This is a genomic window from Kitasatospora sp. NBC_00458 (assembly GCF_036013975.1).
Taxonomy (GTDB): Bacteria; Actinomycetota; Actinomycetes; order Streptomycetales; family Streptomycetaceae; genus Kitasatospora.
Map to the genome: position 1 here is coordinate 1100962 of NZ_CP107904.1, position 16915 is coordinate 1117876.

At 75.4% G+C, this 16915-nt stretch carries 11 protein-coding genes, 1 pseudogene and 2 riboswitches; of the genes and pseudogenes, 2 read left to right on the top strand and 10 right to left on the bottom strand.

The genetic code is table 11. The features are described 5' to 3' along the window. Positions 1–588: 588 nt before the first annotated feature. Positions 589–1116, top strand: a pseudogene (locus OG550_RS03815) (MmgE/PrpD family protein); the annotation flags it as partial. A 235-nt stretch (positions 1117–1351) separates the two neighbouring features. On the opposite strand, the gene OG550_RS03820 reads toward OG550_RS03815, so the two are convergent. Genes OG550_RS03820 through OG550_RS03840 form a run of 5 tightly spaced genes read right to left on the bottom strand, consistent with a single transcriptional unit; the run spans position 1352 to position 9377 of the window. Then, a complete protein-coding gene (locus OG550_RS03820) occupies positions 1352–2197 on the bottom strand; it encodes an ECF transporter S component (protein WP_327674481.1) in 846 nt (281 codons plus the stop codon). Then, positions 2194–3837, bottom strand: a complete 1644-nt coding sequence (locus OG550_RS03825; protein ID WP_327674483.1) for an ABC transporter ATP-binding protein — start codon at positions 3835–3837, stop codon at positions 2194–2196. The genes OG550_RS03820 and OG550_RS03825 overlap by 4 nt, the downstream gene beginning before the upstream one ends. Next, on the bottom strand, positions 3834–5117 hold the full coding sequence (locus OG550_RS03830) for an energy-coupling factor transporter transmembrane component T (protein WP_327674486.1): 1284 nt from the start codon (positions 5115–5117) through the stop codon (positions 3834–3836). Before OG550_RS03830 ends, OG550_RS03825 begins: the two co-directional genes overlap by 4 nt. Positions 5118–5127: 10 nt before the next feature. Further along, positions 5128–6411: a hypothetical protein gene (locus OG550_RS32735; RefSeq protein ID WP_442905921.1), complete on the bottom strand. Its 1284-nt coding sequence runs from the start codon at positions 6409–6411 to the stop codon at positions 5128–5130. Next, complete coding sequence (locus OG550_RS03840; protein WP_327674488.1) at positions 6408–9377, bottom strand: prenyltransferase/squalene oxidase repeat-containing protein; 2970 nt, start codon at positions 9375–9377, stop codon at positions 6408–6410. The genes OG550_RS32735 and OG550_RS03840 overlap by 4 nt, the downstream gene beginning before the upstream one ends. Before the next feature lie 135 nt (positions 9378–9512). After that, a riboswitch (cobalamin riboswitch) is annotated at positions 9513–9630 on the bottom strand. Positions 9631–9706: 76 nt separating this feature from the next. Next, a riboswitch (cobalamin riboswitch) is annotated at positions 9707–9781 on the top strand. A gap of 131 nt (positions 9782–9912) precedes the next feature. Between OG550_RS03840 and OG550_RS03845 the strand changes: the two genes are divergently transcribed. Then, a complete protein-coding gene (locus tag OG550_RS03845; RefSeq protein ID WP_327674489.1) occupies positions 9913–11340 on the top strand; it encodes a hypothetical protein in 1428 nt (475 codons plus the stop codon). Positions 11341–11441: 101 nt separating this feature from the next. Here OG550_RS03845 and OG550_RS03850 read toward each other — a convergent pair whose 3' ends face one another. From OG550_RS03850 to OG550_RS03870, 5 genes are read right to left on the bottom strand one after another with little or no spacing between them, the layout of a single operon-like run. Then, positions 11442–12287: an enoyl-CoA hydratase gene (locus tag OG550_RS03850; RefSeq protein WP_327674491.1), complete on the bottom strand. Its 846-nt coding sequence runs from the start codon at positions 12285–12287 to the stop codon at positions 11442–11444. Then, positions 12284–13174 (bottom strand): 3-hydroxyisobutyrate dehydrogenase, encoded by an 891-nt coding sequence (gene mmsB / locus OG550_RS03855; RefSeq protein ID WP_327674493.1) that lies wholly within the window; start codon positions 13172–13174, stop codon positions 12284–12286. Before mmsB ends, OG550_RS03850 begins: the two co-directional genes overlap by 4 nt. After that, on the bottom strand, positions 13171–14253 hold the full coding sequence (locus OG550_RS03860) for an enoyl-CoA hydratase/isomerase family protein (RefSeq protein ID WP_327674495.1): 1083 nt from the start codon (positions 14251–14253) through the stop codon (positions 13171–13173). The genes mmsB and OG550_RS03860 overlap by 4 nt, the downstream gene beginning before the upstream one ends. Next, entirely contained in the window at positions 14253–15413 is a 1161-nt protein-coding gene (locus tag OG550_RS03865) for an acyl-CoA dehydrogenase family protein (protein ID WP_327674497.1), read from the bottom strand. Before OG550_RS03865 ends, OG550_RS03860 begins: the two co-directional genes overlap by 1 nt. Beyond that, complete coding sequence (locus tag OG550_RS03870; RefSeq protein WP_327674499.1) at positions 15410–16909, bottom strand: CoA-acylating methylmalonate-semialdehyde dehydrogenase; 1500 nt, start codon at positions 16907–16909, stop codon at positions 15410–15412. The genes OG550_RS03865 and OG550_RS03870 overlap by 4 nt, the downstream gene beginning before the upstream one ends. Positions 16910–16915: the final 6 nt, after the last annotated feature.

The window sequence follows — 16915 nt, forward strand, 5'->3', positions numbered from 1 at the left end:
CCGGTCGCCGCCCGCTCGACACGGTGGCCGGCCCGCAGGGGCACCCCGGGGAGGAAGGTGGTCGATCGCGGCATGGGAGGACTCCAGATGTCACTGGGGAGACTCGGCGGCGGCGCTCGGCCGCACGGTTCCGTGCCCGGCGCCCTTGGTGCACAACGGTCCTGCGTGCACAATCATGCTGCAGCCCCAGGAGGCCGGGCGAACCCCACGCGCCACGACTCACCCGTTTGACGGCGGCCGCCCCACGCGGACGGGCCCGCCCGACCGCGGCTCCCCCGGCCGGCCGCCGTGCGGCCCGAAGCCCCCGGATCGACGCGGCGCGGAGCCCCCGGATCCCACAGGACCCCGGACGCCACAGGACCCCGGCCGCACCGGGCCCTGCGCGCCCCGACGCCTGCGTGCCCCGACGCCGGAGCACCGGGAACCGGCACGCCCCCACCGCAACACCCCGCCGATTCGCAGACTTCGCCGATTCGCCGCTTCCAGGTGTACGGAATCCGCCTGTTGGCCTGCTGGATCACCGCACCTCGGCGCGGGAGCCTGGAGCACGTCAGCCCTCCGGAACCACCCGCGCCCACGAGGAGCCCCGTGATCGAGCACCGCGTCCGCGTCCACCCCAGCGCCGACCGCCTCCCCCGGGAGGCCCAACTCGCCTGGAAACTCGCCTCCGTGGCCACCGGCACCGAGGAGGTGGACACCGACAGCGCGACGACGGCCGTCAACCGGGTCATCGACAACGCGTCCGTGGCGGTGGCCTCCCTGCTCCGCCGGCCGGTGGCCGTCGCCCGCGCGCAGGCCACCGCCCACCGACCGGCGGCGCCCGGGGCCGCGGTCTTCGGCACCCGTGCCAGGGTCTCCCCGGAGTGGGCTGCCTGGGCCAACGGCACCGCGGTGCGGGAGCTCGACTTCCACGACACCTACCTCGCCGCGGACTACTCCCACCCCGGCGACAACATCCCGCCGCTGCTGGCCGTCGCGCAGCACACCGGGCGCGGCGGCGCGGACCTGCTGCGCGGGATCGTGGCGGCCTACGAGGTGCACGTCGCCCTGGTCAGGGGCATCTGCCTGCACGCGCACCGGATCGACCACGTCCCGGGTCCAGCCGCGCCTCCAGCCGTTCGGCCTGCTCCGCCGGAAGTCCGGCCAGCACCCGCTCGGCCTCGCTCAGCAGCTCGCGGCCGCGGTGCAGGTCCAGCTTGATCCGGGAGACCTGCGTCCGCAGTCCGCCGAGCTGGCGGCGGGCGGACTCCAGGGCTTCGTACTGCTCGGGGCGCAGCAGGACGAGCGGGACGCCGTTCATCGTCACCGTCCGGGGTTTTCCCGCCTTGGGCATGGTGATGACCTCTCTGGTTCAGGAGTGCGCTGTCCCCGCCGCCCGGGTACCGCTCCCCGCCGCCGGGGCGCCGTCGTCGTCCGGGCCCTCGAACCGCACGGTCGGCTCGAAGTTGGCGCGGCGGGCCGCGCGGCGGAAGACGGTGAGGACGGCCGGGCCGACGACCAGCACGGCCACGAACGTCGTCACGGCGCGGCCGGTGTCCCAGCCGAGCGAGGTGGCCAGGTCGAACAGCAGGTAGCGGTGCCACTGCTCGGTGAAGGGCAGCCCGGGCAGGTAGGCGATCGAGCTGGTGGGGTCGGTCGAGAAGGGCCAGAACGACAGGTTGAGCAGGAAGCCGAAGAGGTAGCCGGAGAACGCGCCGTAGCCCGCCAGCACCGGGACCTCCCAGCGGCGCGGGAGCCTGGGGAGCAGACCGGCGAGCATGCCCACGAAGGCGCAGCCGAACATCTGGTAGGGCATCCAGGGGCCGACGCCGCCGGTGAGCAGGGCGGAGGCGAACAGGGACGTGCAGCCGAGCGTGAAGCCGAAGCCGGGGCCGAAGACCCGGCCGGCGAGGACGAGGATGAAGAACACCGTCTCCACCCCGGCCGTCCCCGCCCCGAGGGGGCGCAGTCCCGCGTTGACGGCCGACAGGACGCCGAGCATGGCGAGGGCCTTGGCGTCGATGCCGCCGGCCGCGATCTCCGCGATCACGACGGCCAGGACGAGGACCAGCAGCGCGCCGAAGATCAGCGGCGGGGCGTAGGAGGAGCCGAACTTCCCCGGGGCCACCACGAACGGCCAGGTGAAGGCGACGAGGCCGATGAAGGCCGCCAGCGCCACGACGACGCGGGCCCGGCCGGGGATCCTGACGGCGGTCACCGGGCGGCCTCCGCCGGTTCGAGGGCCGCCGCGACCTGCCGCGTGGTCAGGTAGGGCAGCGGGGCGAGGATCTTGGCCGTCTGCGGGGCGAAGGTGGGCGAGGCGACGATGACCTCGGCGGTGGGGCCGTCCGCGACGATCTCGCCCTCGGCCATCACCACCACCCGGTCGGCGGCGGAGGCGACGAACTCGACGTCGTGGGTGGAGACCACCACGGTGCGGCCCTCGGCGGCGAGGGCGTCGACGATGCCGGTCAGCGACTCCTTCGCGTGGTAGTCGAGCCCCCGGGTGGGCTCGTCCAGCAGCACCACCCGCGGGGCGGCGGCCAGTTGGATCGCCAGGACCAGGGCCAGCTTCTGGCCTTCGGAGAGGTCGCGGGGGTGGGCGGCGTCGGGGATGCCGGGGGCGAGGCGGTCGAGGATCTGCCGCGCGGTCGGCCCGGCGGGCGTCGCGGCCTCCTGGTCGCTCTGGGCGAGCTCCTGCGCCACGGACTCCAGGTAGAGCAGGTCGGTCGGGGTCTGCGGGACGAGTCCGACCAGCTGCCTGGCCCCGGTGGCGGGCAGCCGCTTGGGGTCCTTCGCCGGCGCTCCCCCGGCCGGGGTGACCTTCACGCTGCCGCCCTGCCGGGGGCCGGAGCCCTGCAGCGCCCAGAGCAGGGAGGACTTGCCGGAGCCGTTGCGGCCCATCAGTGCCGTGACCTCTCCGGCGCGCAGGTCGAGGCCGACCTCGCGCACCGCGGTCACCCCGCCGTGGCGCACCACGATCCGCTCGGCGCTCAGCACCGTCTCCCCGGTGCCCGGTCCGTGGCGCGGGGCCGGCGCCGGAAGGGGCGCCAGCCGCTCCCGCAGGGGGGCGGCGGCCCGGCGGGCGTCGCGGACGGAGAGCGGGAGCGGGCTCCAGCCGGCGATCCGGCCGAGCTCGACGACGGGCGGGGCGATCGCGGTGTGCCGGAACAGCTCGGCGGGCGGTCCGTGCACGACGGTCCCGTCCCCGGGCAGGTAGGCGACCCGGTCGGCGTACTGGACCACGCGCTCCAGCCGGTGCTCGGCGAGCAGGACGGTGACGCCGAGGTCGTGCACCAGCCGGGTGACCGCCGCGAGGACCTCCTCGGCGGCGGTCGGGTCGAGTGCGGAGGTGGGCTCGTCCAGCACCAGGACGCGCGGGTGGGCGGTCAGCACCGATCCGATGGCGACCCGCTGCTGCTGGCCGCCGGAGAGCTCGTACAGCGCGCGGTGGCGCAGGTCGGCCAGGCCCAGCAGGTCGAGGGTCTCCTCGACGCGCTTGCGCATCACCTCCGGCGGGATCGCCAGCTGCTCCATGGCGTAGGCGAGCTCCTCCTCCACCGTGTCGGTGACGAAGCCGGCCAGCGGGTCCTGGCCCACCACGCCGACCACGTCGGCCAGTTCACGCGGCGGGTGGTGGGCGGTGTCGCGCCCGTCGACGGTCACCCGGCCGCGCAGGGTACCGCCGGTGAAGTGCGGCACCAGTCCGTTCACGGCGCCGAGCAGGGTGGACTTGCCGACCCCGGTGCGGCCGACCACCAGGCAGAGTTCGCCCTCCGGGACGTGCAGGTCGACGTCCCGCAGCACCGGGGCGGCCTCGCCGTCGTACACCACGCCGACCTGGTCGAATCGGATCACTTGGTCACCTCGGTGTGCTTGCGGTCGGTGCGGGCGGTGCGGGCGGTGCGGGCGGTGCGGGCGGTGCGGGCGGTGCGGTCGGTGCTGTTCGTCGCGGCGGCCGGGCGCGGCCCGGGGACGCCGCCGGCGCCGGGCGGGCCGCCGGGCGGGCGCCCGGGCGGCGGTGCGATCACCCCGGCGGCGCCGGCCAGCAGCAGGGCGAACACCGGGACGAGCGGAAGCGTGGGCCAACTCAGCGGGTAGAGGGAGGGGTTGAGGTCGGTCGCGTCGTAGCCGACGGTCCCGAACAGCACGACGGCGGCGGCCACACCACAGCCGGCGACACCCCACTCCGCGGCCCGCCACCGGTCCGGCCGGTAGGTGGTGCGCCTGATCCTGCGGCCGCCGAGCGCCAGCCCCGCCGCGCACAGCCCGGCACCCGCCAGCAGCGCGGGGAGCCCCAGCGCGGCGGGGGCGGTGCCGTCCAGGAGCCCGTAGACCCCGGCGCAGAGGCCGCACATGCCCAACAGCATGAGGGCGCCGGTGATCCGGCGGGAGCGGCGGGTGGCGGTCCCGGCGCGCCCGTAGCCGCGCGAGTCCATCGCGGCGGCCAGGTGCAGCGAGCGCTCCAGCGCGTCCTCCAGCACCGGGACGACGATGCTGCGCAGCGCGCGGACGCCCTTGCTCTGCCCGGCGCGCAACCGCCGTGCCCGGGCCACCCGCTGGACGCTCTGCACGAGCTGCGGAGCGACGCTGAGCGAGACCGTCACGGCCACCCCGAGCTCGTACAGCGCGCCGGGCAGGACGCGCAGCGCCCGCTTGGGGTTGGCCAGGGTGTTGGCGGCGCCGATGCAGCAGAGCAGGCAGGCCAGGCGCAGACCGTCGAAGGCCGCGGAGAGGGTGGCCTCCAGGGAGACCGGGCCGCCGATCTGGATGCCCGCGTACCAGGCGGGGGTCGGGATGTGCGGGAGGGAGAAGAGCAGGTGGTCGTGCGGGGTGATGCCGGTGGCGAAGACGCACCGGAAGACCACCCGGATCGCCACCACGGTCAGCGCCACCCACAGGTAGTACTTGAACCCCCGCGCCCACGGGGCCTCGGTGCGGCGGGCGGTGACCACGTACCCCATGACGGCGAGGACGAGGAGGAGCAGCAGCGGGTTGGTGGTGCGGCTGGCCGCGGTCGCCAGGGCGAGGGCCCAGATCCACCAGGCCAGGGGGTGGAGGTCGCGCGGGGTGCGCCGGCCTCCCGCGGCCCGTCCGGGGGCGGACCGCGGGAGACCGGCTTCGTGCTCGTCGGGCATGCTCACCTGTTCACTCGGCCTGTCGGCGGCGGCGGCGCGCGACGCCCAGGGTGGCCCCGCCCAGCAGCACCAGGAGGACGGTCCCGACCACGGCGGGGACCATCGATCCGGAGTCGTGCGGGGCGTCGGCGACCGGTGCCGCGTTCACCACCGCCGGGCCCGCGGCGTTCGCGGGAGCCGACGGGGCCGGGGTCCCGGCCGTCGGCGCGGGCTCGGTGGCCGCCGGGGTCTCCGGCGGGACCGGGGCGGGCGTCTCGGTGGCCTCGGTGGCGGGGGGCTGCGGATCCGCGGGCGCCGGGGCCGGTGGCGCCGGGTCGGGCTCCTCGGCCGGCGGGGTCGTCGGCCGGGAACGGTCGGTGCCGCCGCCGGAGGTGCCGGCCGGCGGGGCGGTCGCGGTCGGCTTCCTCGGGGTTCCGCCCCCGCCGCCGGTGGTGCCGCCGCTGCCGCCGGACCCGCCCGTGGCCGCGCCGCCGCCGGAGGACGTGCCGGTACCGCCGGAGGTGCCGGTACCGCCGGTGGAGGAGCTGCCGCCGCCCGAGGAGGCGGTGCCGCCGGACGACGACGTGCCGCCGGAGGACGCGCTGCCACCCGTGGAGCCGCCACCGCCGCCGCTGCCGCCGGTCGCCGTGCCGGTCGAGCCGCCACCGGTCGAACCGCCGGTCGAACCGCCGCCGGATCCGCCGGTGGCGGCCGTTCCGGGGTCGCCCGGGGCGGGCGGGTCGGGAGTGGTGGTCGTGCCGCCCGGCACCGTGTTGAGCGCGCGCACGGTGTCCGGCGAGAAGGTGGGACGCCCCTCGGTCCCCTCGATGTTGGTGCCGCCGAAGATCCACAGGTCGACGCTGCCGGGCTTCGGGTGGTAGCTCATCGCACCGAGCTGGCTGTAGGACCAGGTGTTCTCCCCCGGGTCCGCGTGCCAGTAGGACCAGTAGGCGGTGGCCGGCGGCGTGAGGACGCACTTCTCCTGGTCCGGGGTCGGGAACTGCTTCCCGCCCTGGAACCCGCTGTAGCCGATCCGGCAGATGAACGCCGGGCCGTCGTGCCCGGTGCCGGTGGTCTTCCAGCCGCCCTGGTTGAGCAGGGTGTACCCGGTGGTCGGGGTGGTCCCGCAGGAGCGCAGGAGGGGACCGCCCCACTTGCTGAAGTCCACCGCCAGGACCACGTTGGAGCCGGTGGTGCACTGTTCGATGGGCAGCGGGGCCGCGGCAGCCGGGGCCGCGCCGACCCAGAGCCCGCCGGACGCGAGGGCGAGGGCCGCGGTGGCCGCTCCGAACAGCCGGCCGATCCGCCGGATCACCGGTGACGCCCCGGGGTGGAGCCCGCGCGGCGGCGGGCGACGAGGACGGCGGCGCCGACGGCGGTCAGCAGGCCGGCGGCGGTCGACAGGCCCAGCACCTGGGCCCCGGTGCCGGCCAGGCTGCCGGTGCCCGCCTCGACCTGGCCGGTACCGACCGGGCCGCCACCGCCGCGCGCCGGATCACCCGCCCCGGCGGGGAGCACCGGGTCGGCGGGCCGGGCGGTCGTGCCTCCGCCGGGCGCGGCCACGACCGTGGACGTACCGGTGGGCACGGGTGAGCCGGAGGCCGTCGGGGAGCCCGAAGCGGTACCGGTCGGTGTGCCGGTCACGGTCGGCGTCGCCGTCGCCGTGGCGGTGGCGGTGGCGGTGGCGGTGGCCGTCGTGGTCGGCGTCGGCGTACCCGTGCCCGTAGGCGTCGGCGTACCCGTAGGCGTACCCGTGGCGGTGGGTGTCGGGGTGGGCGTCGGCGTGCCGCCGAGGTCCCGGCGCAGGGTGCCGAAGGAGATCCCGGTGGCACCGCCCACGGCCTGGGTGGAGGCCCGCACGTCCGAGCCCTGCTGCCCGGTGGAGGCGACGTTGAAGCCGCCGTCGCCGTTCTGCTGCCCGGCGAGGAAGTCGAGCGCCTTCGCGATCCGGGCGCCGTTCGCGGACTGGCGGAGGGCCATGCCCTGGACCGCGAGGGCCGCCGAGTTGGTGGAGTTGCCGGCCGCTCCGGGGAAGCCGCCGTCGGCCAGCTGCTTCCCGGCCAGCCAGGTGACCGCCCTGTCGACCGCCTGTACGGCCTCGTCACCGGGCACGAGCGCGAGCGCCATGGCCGCCATCGCGGTGCTGTCGACGTCGGAGTCGCCGGTGGCGGGGATGAGGCTCGGCCAGGAGCCGTCGGCGTGCTGGAGGCCCTTCAGGTAGGCGACCGCCGCGGCGGCGTTCGCGGCGTCGCCGGCGCGCAGCTGGGCCATGATGCCGAGGGCCTGGGAGAAGACCGAGGTGGCGTAGGTGTAGTTGCCGGGACCGGCGCAGCCGAGGGCCTCGTCGGCCTTGGCGCAGACGGCCGCGGCCAGGGCGGCGATCAGGTCGTGGCCGCCGAAGGCGCGCGGGTCGCGGCCGGCGACCTCGGCGAGCAGGGCCTCCTTGCCCAGGGAGCCGCCGCCGGCGTACTCGGTGCCGATGCCGGTCCAGTCGTTGACGGTGCGCCCGCCGGTGTCCTTGCCCTGCTGGTCGAGGAAGTCCACGATCCGGCGCAGGGCCGCGTCGTCCGCGCCGGTGGCGGCGAGCGCGAAGGCCCCGTCGATGGTGAGGCCGAAGTCCGCGAACTCCGGGAACGCCTCGTAGTACCGGCCGCCGATCAGGTTGGCCGGGGTGGTGAGGTAGGCGCTGCCCCTGGCCAGGTCGGGGGTCCGGCCGGCGGGCGTGGTCGGCGTCGTGGTGGCGCCGTTCGGGTTGTGGCGGACGGTGGTCGGGTCGGTGCCGGTGAGGGCCAGGAGGGCCTGCTCGGTGGCGGCCGGGTCGGCGTCGGCGGTCGATTCGTCGGGCCGGAAGCCGCCGTCCTCGTTCTGGCGGGCGGCGATCCAGGCCTTGGCCGCGGCCTGCCCGGCCCCCTGCCCGGTGGCCGGCAGGACCTGGGCCGCGGCGGCGGTGCTCAGGGTGTCGCCCGCGGCGCCGACGTAGGGGACGTAGGAGCCGTCGGCCTGCTGGCTCCCGGCGAGCTGGTCGGCGGCCTTCTTCGCGGTGGCCTCGTACCCGGCCTCCGGGCGGAGCGCGAGGACGGCCAGACCGGTGGCCCCCGGGTCGGACTCGCAGTAGCCGCCCGCCACGATCATCGAGCCGGCGATGCCGCCGTCGGCGCACTGCAGGACCGTGAAGCGGGAGAGTGCGGCGGCGGGCGGTGTGACGCCCGCGCGCCGCAGGGCGATCACGGCCCACGCCTGGACCTGGGGCGAGGCCGCGCCGTGGAAGTCCCCGGCGGCGGTGCACTTGCCGTTCTCCCCGGCGTCGGCGCACACGTGGCCGGTGAGCGCGGCGATCAGGTCGCGGCCGCCGAAGGCCCGGGGGTCGCCGTCGGTGCTCTCGGCGACCAGGGCCAGCAGGGCGGCGGCCTTGGCGTCGGGCTTCCCCGCCGGTCCGTCCGGGTACAGGAAGGCGTCGGTGTGGGCGGCGAGGTAGGCGACGACCTTGCGCAGGGCCGGGTCCTGGGTGCCCGCGGCGGCCAGGGCGATCGCGGTGAGGGCGGTCCGCGGGTAGTCGGGCCCCTCGAAGGCCCAGTTCCCCATGTACTCGCCGTCGACGAGCCGTCCGGCCAGCCACGAGGCCGCCGCGGCGGGGTCGCCGGCGGGGTGCGACGGGGTGGTGGTCGGGCTCGGGGACGCCGAGGGCGAGGCGGTGGCGGAGGGCGAGGGGCCGGGGTTCTTCGCGCGGACGGAGTCCGGTGTGAAGGAGGGCGCCCCGCTGGTTCCGCCGATGTCGGTGCCGCCGTAGACCCAGGCCTCGACCTCGCCGGGCTTGGGCTTCTGCGTCCCGGCGCCGTACCGGCTGTAGGACCAGGTGTCCTGTCCGGGTTCGGCGATCCAGTAGGACCAGTACGCCGTCGCCTGGGGGGTGTTGACGCAGGGTTCCTCGGCGGCGGTCGGGTACTGGGTGCCGTCGGCGAAGGTTCCGGTGCCGAGCCGGCAGATGAAGGCGGGGCCGTCGTGCTCGGTGCCGGCGGTGGTGAAGCCCGCGTTGTGCAGCAGGTTCATCCCGGTGGTGGGGTGGGCGTCGCAGCCGCGGACGACTCCGCCGCCCCAGTGGCCGAAGTCGACGGCGACGACCGCCCCGGTGGTGGCGGTGCACTCGTCGATCGGGTCGGCGGCGGCGCGGCCGGGGTGTCCGAGGAGGACCGTGCCGCCCGCGGCGACCGCGACGGCGCCGGTGGCGATCAGGGACGTGAGCCCTCGGGCTCTCTGACTCGTACGACTGCTGCTGGCCCTCACCGGCGACTCCCTGGTCAGTCGTCGGGGCGTCACGGCGCAGCCAACGGTCCTCCGCACGCGGGACCGTTTCGACCGCGTCGTAGTCCACGACGACGCAAGCACTCCTGAACAAGGCCCCGGCGCAGGCATTCCGGCTCACCTGCCCCGGGTGGGGCGGGTCTACGGTTGCGGGTCAGCGCCGGATTCGGACCGGCTTCCCCTGGCTGCCGAGGATAAAAAAGCGTTTCATCAGACCACGCGTGCGGACCTGGAGTCAACGGAGCGTCATGTCGCCTTCCCCACCTCGTCCCTCCTCCCCGGTTGCGGTAGCGTCCGCGGTGGCCGAGCGGGGGAACCCGGTGTGAATCCGGGGCTGACGCGCAGCGGTGTGGGGCGGCTCCCGGGCCGGCCCGAGCCCGAATGCCCGCCCGGCCGCGCAGCACCAGCGACAGCCAGCCCACGCGATCCGGGCGGCGGCCGCCCCGCCGCCGCCGTGCCCGACCGGGCACCGGGGCCGGGGCCGGTTCGGCGCCCGCCACCCCAAGGAGCCCGTTCCGTGCCCGTCCTCACCACCTCACGTCTCGCCTCCTCGCGCACCGTCTCCGCGGTCACCGTCGCGCTCGCCGCCGGCGCCCTCGTGCTCTCCGCCGTCCCCGCCCACGCGACCGCGACCCCGGCCCAGACAGCCACCTCGAAGAGCACCGGCGTCACCTACCTGAAGTCCCTCCAGGCCGCCGACGGGAGCTACGTCACCGGCGGCGGGCTCTCCAACGAGTGGGCGTTCAGCGCGCTGGCGGCCGCCGGTACCGCGGCGGCGGACGTGACCCCCGGGGGCGACGCCACCAAGAACGCCCGCCTGGTCTACCGCGGCCAGCTCGCCGCCGCCGGCTGGCCGGGCGCCTCACCGGTCGTCACCGACTACGAGCGCGGCGCCCTCAACGCGTACGCCGCGGGGATCGACCCCGCCCGGGTCGGGCCGGGCCGCAACCTCATCGCGGACCTGGTCGCGTACTGGCAGACCGCCGAGCCCGGCTACTACGGCCCCTCCGCCAACTTCAACGGGACCGTCTTCGGGCTCCTCGCCCTCGGTGGCGCCAGGACCCAGAGCGGCGTGAAGCGCGTCCCGCAGTCCCTGCTGGACGCCTCGGTCACGACCGTGCGCGCCAACCAGCACACCGACGGCGGCTGGAACTACAGCAAGGCCGCCGGCGACCCCACCGCGCTCGCCCAGGGCAGCGACATCGACATGACCGGCGCCGCCATGGCCTCGCTGTGCGTCGGCGGTGTCCCGAACACCGACCCGGCGGTCGTCGCCGCCAAGAACTTCCTCAAGGGCAAGCTCATCTCCTCCGGCGCCTTCAACTCGATGTGGGGCGCCAACACCGACTCCAACGGCTGGGCCGTGTCCGGCCTCAACGCCTGCGGGATCAACCCGCAGGGCGCCGACTTCACCAGCGGCACCGGCAAGACCCCGCTCGACTTCCTGATCGCCCAGCAGTTCAAGCCCGGCGGCGGCTTCAAGTACCTGCCCACCGACACCACCCCCTCCCCCTACGCCTCGGTCGACGGCCTGCGGGCCGTGGCCGGAGCCGGGTTCACCGCCACCCCGCCCGCACCCGCTACGGCCGGCGAACCCGCCTGGGCCGCCAGCACCGGCTTCACCGCCGGCACCGCCGCCCGGCTCGCCCTGGTCGTGGACGACGGCACCGCCCCGCTGAAGGTCTGCGCCGTCACCCTCACCCCGACCGGTGCCACCACGACCCTCGGCGACGTCCTCGACGCCGCCGCCACCGCCACGCCGGCCGGCTGCGTCACGTCGGTCACCCCGTCCACCGGCGGCGGCACCGTCACGGCGGTCAACGGCACCGCCAACAGCGGCGGGTCCACCTGGAAGGTCGCGCTGGACGGCGCCACCGCCACCGGTGCCACCCGGGCGACGGTCGTCCACGTCGGCGACACCGTCTCCCTCCGCTACGGCAGCTGATCCACGACCGGTCCGCAGCCGGTCCACGAACGGCCCCGGGCGGGTCCTCCGGCACGCGGTGCGGCGCCCGCGGGATCACGGCGCCGCACCACGACGCTCGCTCAGCGGTCCTGGAACTTCGGCGGCCGCTTCTCCGCGAACGCGGCCATGCCCTCCTTCTGGTCCGCGGTGGCGAAGGTGGCGTGGAAGAGCCGGCGTTCGAAGCGGACGCCCTCGGCGAGGGTGGTCTCGAAGGCGCGGTCGACGCTCTCCTTCATCATCACCGCCGCCGGAGTGGACATCGCGGCGATCGTGTCGGCCACCGCCAGGGCCTCCTCCAGCAGCCGGTCGGCCGGCACGATCCGGGACACCAGCCCGGCCCGCTCGGCCTCCTCGGCGCCCATCGTCCTTCCGGTCAGGCAGAGTTCCATCGCCTTGGCCTTGCCGACCGCCCGGGTGAGCCGCTGCGAGCCGCCGATCCCGGGGATCACGCCCAGCTTGATCTCCGGCTGGCCGAACTTCGCGGTGTCCGCCGCGATCAGGACGTCGCAGAGCATCGCCAGCTCGCAGCCGCCGCCCAGGGCGTACCCGGCGACCGCCGCGACCACCGGCTTGCGCAGCGCCCCGAAGCGGTCCCAGGCGGCGAACCAGTCGCCGAGGTAGGCGTCGACGAAGCCGAGCGACTGCATCTCCTTGATGTCGGCGCCGGCCGCGAACGCCTTCTCCGAACCGGTCACCACCAGGCAGCCGATCCCCGGTTCACGATCGAACTCCTGGGCTGCGGCGACGACTTCGTTCATAAGCTCGGTGTTGAGGGCGTTCAGCGCCTTCGGGCGGTCGAGCGTGATCACGCCCACCCGGCCGTGGCGCTCCACCCGGATGGTCCGGTACCGGCCGGCCCGGTCACCGGCCGGGTCCGCGGCCCTGCTGTCGATGGTGCCGGTGCCGTCGGTCGTGCCCTCGGTCATGCCGTCTCCTCCCGGAGTGTCGTGTAGATGGCGGAGAAGTCCAGGCCGCCGCCCCCGCCCTCGGCGAAGGCGGCGAACAACTCCGCGGCCCGGCGCCCGAGTTCCACCGGGACGTCGGTGGAGGCCGCGGCGTCGGCGGCCAGCCCGAGGTCCTTGGCCATCAGCGCCGCGGCGAACCCGGCCCGGTAGTCGCGGTTGGCGGGGCTGCCCGGAACCGGGCCGGGGACGGGGCAGTTGGCGGTGAGCGCCCAGCACTGCCCGGAGGCGGTGGAGGCCACGTCGTAGAGCGACTGGTGGCTGAGGCCGAGGCTCTCCCCGAGCGCGAACGCCTCGCTCACCGCGATCATCGAGATGCCGAGGATCATGTTGTTGCAGATCTTCGCGGCCTGCCCGGCACCGGAGGGGCCGCAGTGGACGACCTTGCGCCCCACCCCCGCCAACAGCGGTCCGGCGTCCGCGAACTCGGCCTCCGTACCGCCGACCATCAGGGTCAGGCCGGCCGCCTCGGCGCCCGCCACGCCGCCGGACACCGGGGCGTCGACCGCCCGGTGCCCGGCGGCGCGCGCCAGGTCGGCGGCGGTCCGGGCGTCCCCGACCGCGATCGTGGAACAGTCCACGAACAGCGTCCCGGGCCTCGCCGCCGCGGGGACCAGCGCACGGTAGGCGTCGATGACGTGACGCCCGGTCGGCAGCATGGTCAGGACGGCGTCGGCCTCCGCCACGGCCTCCGCGGCCGATCCGGTGACGGTCACCCCGTGCCCGGCCGCCCGGTCGCGGGCCTGCTCCGAGAGGTCGTAGCCGAGGACGCGGTGCCCGGCCTTGACGAGGTTCGCGGCCATCGGGCCGCCCATGTTGCCCAGTCCGACGAATCCGACGGTGCGGGTCACCAGCGCTCCAGGGGTGCGGGGGCGGCGAGGCCGAGCTCACGCTCGCCCAGGGACAGGAAGTGGCGCTCGATCTCCTTGTCGGGGACGGCCGCCAGGGTGGCCGGCTCCCAGTGCGGCCGCCGGTCCTTGTCGATGACCTGCGCCCGGATCCCCTCCGGCAGGTCGGGGGTGGCCAGCGCGGCGCAGGAGGTGCGGTACTCCTGGTCGAGCACCGCCTCCAGCGGGCCCAGCCCGCGGGCCCGGCGCAGCGCCGCGAGGGCGACCTTGACGGCGGTGGGCGAGTTGGCGGCGATCCGGCCGGCCGCCTCCCCGGCCTCCGGAACTCCCGCCGCGGCCAGCCGTTCGACGGTCTCCTCGACGGTGTCGGCGCCGTAGCAGTCGTCGATCCAGCCGCGCTGCCCGGCGAGCGGCGCGGGCGGCGGGTCGGCGACGTGGCGGGCGAGCGCGTCGTGGACGCTCAGTTCGGCGAGGTCGTCGAGGAGGGCGGGGAGCCGCACGGCCGGGACGAAGTGGTCGGCCAGGCCGCACAGCAGTGCGTCGCCCGCGCCGACGGACCCGGCGGTGAGGGCGAGATGGGTGCCGAGTTCACCGGGGGCGAGGGAGAGCAGGTAGGTGCCGCCGACGTCGGGGACGAAGCCGATGCCGGTCTCCGGCATGGCGATCCGGGTGCGTTCGGTGACGATCCGGACGCTGCCGTGGGCGGAGATCCCGACGCCGCCGCCCATCACGATGCCGTCCATCACCGCGACGTAGGGCTTGGGGTAGCGGGCGATCCGGGCGTTGAGCCGGTACTCGTCGCGCCAGAACTCCTCGGTGGCCCGCCGGTCGCCGCCGGTGGCCGCCCGGTGGATGGCGACGATGTCGCCGCCGGCGCAGAGCCCGCGCTCACCGGCGCCGGTGACGACGACGGTGGCGACGGAGTCGTCGTACTCCCAGGCGTCGAGCGCGGCGGCGATCCGCCGGACCATGCCGTGGGTGAGGGCGTTCAGGGCCTTGGGGCGGTTGAGGACGATCAGGCCCGCCCGCCCGTCCCGGTCGACGACGACCTCGCCGGGGTCCGCTCCGTCCGTGGTGGCCATCAGGCGGCCCCGGTCAGGCCGCGGGCGACGATGACGCGCATGATCTCGTTGGTCCCTTCGAGGATCTGGTGCACCCGCAGGTCGCGGACGATCTTCTCGATGCCGTACTCGGCGAGGTAGCCGTAGCCGCCGTGCAGTTGGAGCGCCTGGTCGGCGACCTCGAACCCGGTGTCGGTGGCGTGGCGCTTGGCCATCGCGCAGAGCTGGGGCGCGCGGTCGTCGCCGCGGTCCAGCGCGGCGGCGGCCCGCCACACCAGGGCGCGGGCGGCCTCCAGTTCGGTCGCCATGTCGGCGAGCCGGAACTGGAGCGCCTGGGCGTGCAGCAGCCGGGCCCCGAAGGCCTCGCGCTCGGCGAGGTACCGGGTGGCGCGCTCCAGCGCGGTCCGGGCGCCGCCCAGCGAGCAGGCGGCGATGCCGAGCCGGCCGCCGTTCAGCCCGGCCATGGCGATCCCGAACCCGCCGCCCTCGGCGCCGAGGAGGCGGTCGGCGGGCAGCCGGACCCCGTCCAGCACCACCTGCCGGGTGGGCTGGGCGTTCCAGCCCATCTTCTGCTCGTTCGGGCCGAAGGACAGCCCCGGGTCGTCGCGGTCCACGACGAAGGCGGAGACGCCCTTCGGTCCGGGGCCGCCGGTCCGGGCCATCACCAGGTAGAGCCGGGCGGCGCCCGCGCCGGAGATGAACTGCTTGACGCCGTCCAGCACCCAGTGGTCGCCGTCGCGCACCGCGCGGGTGGCGATCGCGGCGGCGTCCGATCCGGCGCCCGGCTCGGTGAGGCAGTAGCTTCCCAGATGCTCGGCCGTGCAGAGCGCCGGGAGCCAGCGGCGGCGCTGGTCGGCGGTGCCGTAGCGGTCGACCATCCAGCCCACCATGTTGTGGATGGACAGGTAGGCGGCGATCGACGGGCAGCCGGTGGCGAGCGCCTCGAAGGCCACCACCCCGTCCTGCCGGGTGAGTTCGGACCCGCCGACGTCCTCGCGGACGTACACGCCGGCCAGGCCGAGGTCCGCCGCCTTGCGCAGCACGTCCACCGGGAAGTGCTTGGTCCGGTCCCACTCCACCGCGTGCGGCGCCAGGTACTCGTCGGCGAACGCCCGGGTGGTCTCCGCGACGGCCCGCTGGTCCTCGCTCAGGTCGTGGTCGTGGTCGTGCACGGCGCTCATCCCATCGTCGGCATGGTGAAGCTCGCGCCCTCCTTGACCCCGGAGGGCCAGCGCGAGGTGACGGTGCGGGTGCGGGTGTAGAAGCGGATCGAGTCCGGCCCGTGCTGGTTGAGGTCGCCGAACGCGGACCGCTTCCAGCCGCCGAAGGTGTGGTAGGCGATCGGCACCGGGATCGGCACGTTCACGCCGACCATGCCGGTGTTCACCCGGCGGGTGAAGTCGCGGGCGGTGTCGCCGTCCCGGGTGTAGATCGCCACCCCGTTGCCGAACTCGTGCTCGCTGGGCAGCCGCAGGGCCTCCTCGTAGTCGGCGGCGCGCACCACCGAGAGGACCGGGCCGAAGATCTCCTCGCGGTGGATCCGCATGTCCGGCGTGACCCGGTCGAACAGCGACGCGCCGAGGAAGAACCCGCCCTCGTGCCCCTCCAGCCGGAAGTCCCGTCCGTCGACGACCAGTTCGGCGCCCTCCCGGACGCCCAGGTCCAGGTAGCCGCGGACCCGCTCCAGCGCGTCCGGGCCCACCAGCGGGCCGAAGTCCGCCTCCGGGTCGTCCGAGCGGCCGACCTTCAGCGCGCCGATCCGCTCGACCAGCTTGGCCACCAGGGCGTCGGCGGTCTCCTCGCCGACCGGGACGGCGACCGAGATCGCCATGCACCGCTCGCCCGCCGAGCCGTAGCCGGCGCCGATCAGCGCGTCGGCCACCTGGTCGAGGTCGGCGTCCGGCATGACGATCATGTGGTTCTTGGCACCGCCGAAGCACTGGGCGCGCTTCCCGTGGGCGGCGGCCGTCGCGTAGACGTACTGGGCGATCGGCGTCGAGCCGACGAACCCGAGCGCCTGCACCCGCGGGTCCTCCAGCAGGGTGTCGACCGCCTCCTTGTCCCCGTTGACCACGTTGAGGACGCCCGGCGGCAGGCCCGCCTCCAGGAACAGCTCGGCCAGCCGCAGCGGCACCGAGGGGTCCCGCTCGGAGGGCTTGAGGATGAAGGCGTTGCCGCAGGCCAGCGCGGGCGCCGCCTTCCACAGCGGGATCATCGCCGGGAAGTTGAACGGCGTGATCCCGGCGACGACGCCGAGCGGCTGGCGCATCGAGTACACGTCGATGCCGGTGCCCGCGTTGTCGGTGAACTCGCCCTTCAGCAGGTGCGGGATACCGGCGGCGAACTCCACCACCTCCAGCCCGCGCTGGAGGTCGCCGTGCGCGTCGGCGACCGTCTTGCCGTGCTCGGCGGAGAGCAGCCTGGCGAGCGGCTCCCGCTCCTGCTCGACCAGTTGGAGGAAGCGCAGCAGCACCCGGGCCCGGCGCTGCGGGTTCCAGGCCGCCCACTCGGGCTGCGCCTGCGCGGCGTCGGCGATCACCGCCTCGACCTCGGCGCGGCTCGCGAGCGGCACCCGGGCCTGGACCCGGCCGGTGTTGGGGTCGTACACGTCGCCGAGGCGGCCGGACGTCCCGGGGACGCGCTTGCCTGCGACGAAGTGGGTCAGTTCACGGACCATCGGTTC